The sequence below is a fragment of the Mycolicibacterium agri genome (assembly GCF_002553505.1).
In the GTDB taxonomy this organism is placed as follows: domain Bacteria; phylum Actinomycetota; class Actinomycetes; order Mycobacteriales; family Mycobacteriaceae; genus Mycobacterium; species Mycobacterium agri.
In genome coordinates, this window is record NZ_PDCP01000254.1 from 1 (window position 1) to 449 (window position 449).

1 protein-coding gene is annotated in these 449 nt (G+C 65.5%); it reads left to right on the forward strand.

All coding sequences use genetic code 11. From position 1 onward, the window contains the following. A partial coding sequence (locus CQY20_RS34060) for a sugar phosphate nucleotidyltransferase (protein WP_272938852.1) occupies nt 1-449 on the forward strand: 449 nt, incomplete at both ends.

A 449-nucleotide genomic window follows, 5' to 3' on the forward strand; every position in this document is an offset into this window, starting at 1 on the left:
GGTAAACGCCTGTTGCCGCTGACGCTGGACAGGGCCAAGCCGGCCGTCCCGTTCGGGGGGCTGTATCGATTGATCGATTTCGCGTTGTCCAATCTGGTCAACGCCGGGGTGCTGCGGATCGCGGTGCTCACCCAGTACAAGAGCCACAGCCTGGACCGCCACATCACCACGACCTGGCGGATGAGCAGCCTGCTCGCCAACTACGTGACCCCGGTGCCCGCCCAGCAGCGCCTTGGCCCACAGTGGTACACCGGCTCCGCCAACGCGATCTACCAGTCGCTGAACCTGATTCACGACGAGAAGCCGGATCTGGTCATCGTGTTCGGCGCCGACCACGTCTACCGCATGGACCCGAGGCAGATGATCGCGCAACACCTCGACAGTGGCGCGGGCGCCACGGTGGCCGGAATTCCTGTGCCGCGCAAGGAGGCCAGCGCCTTCGGCGTGAT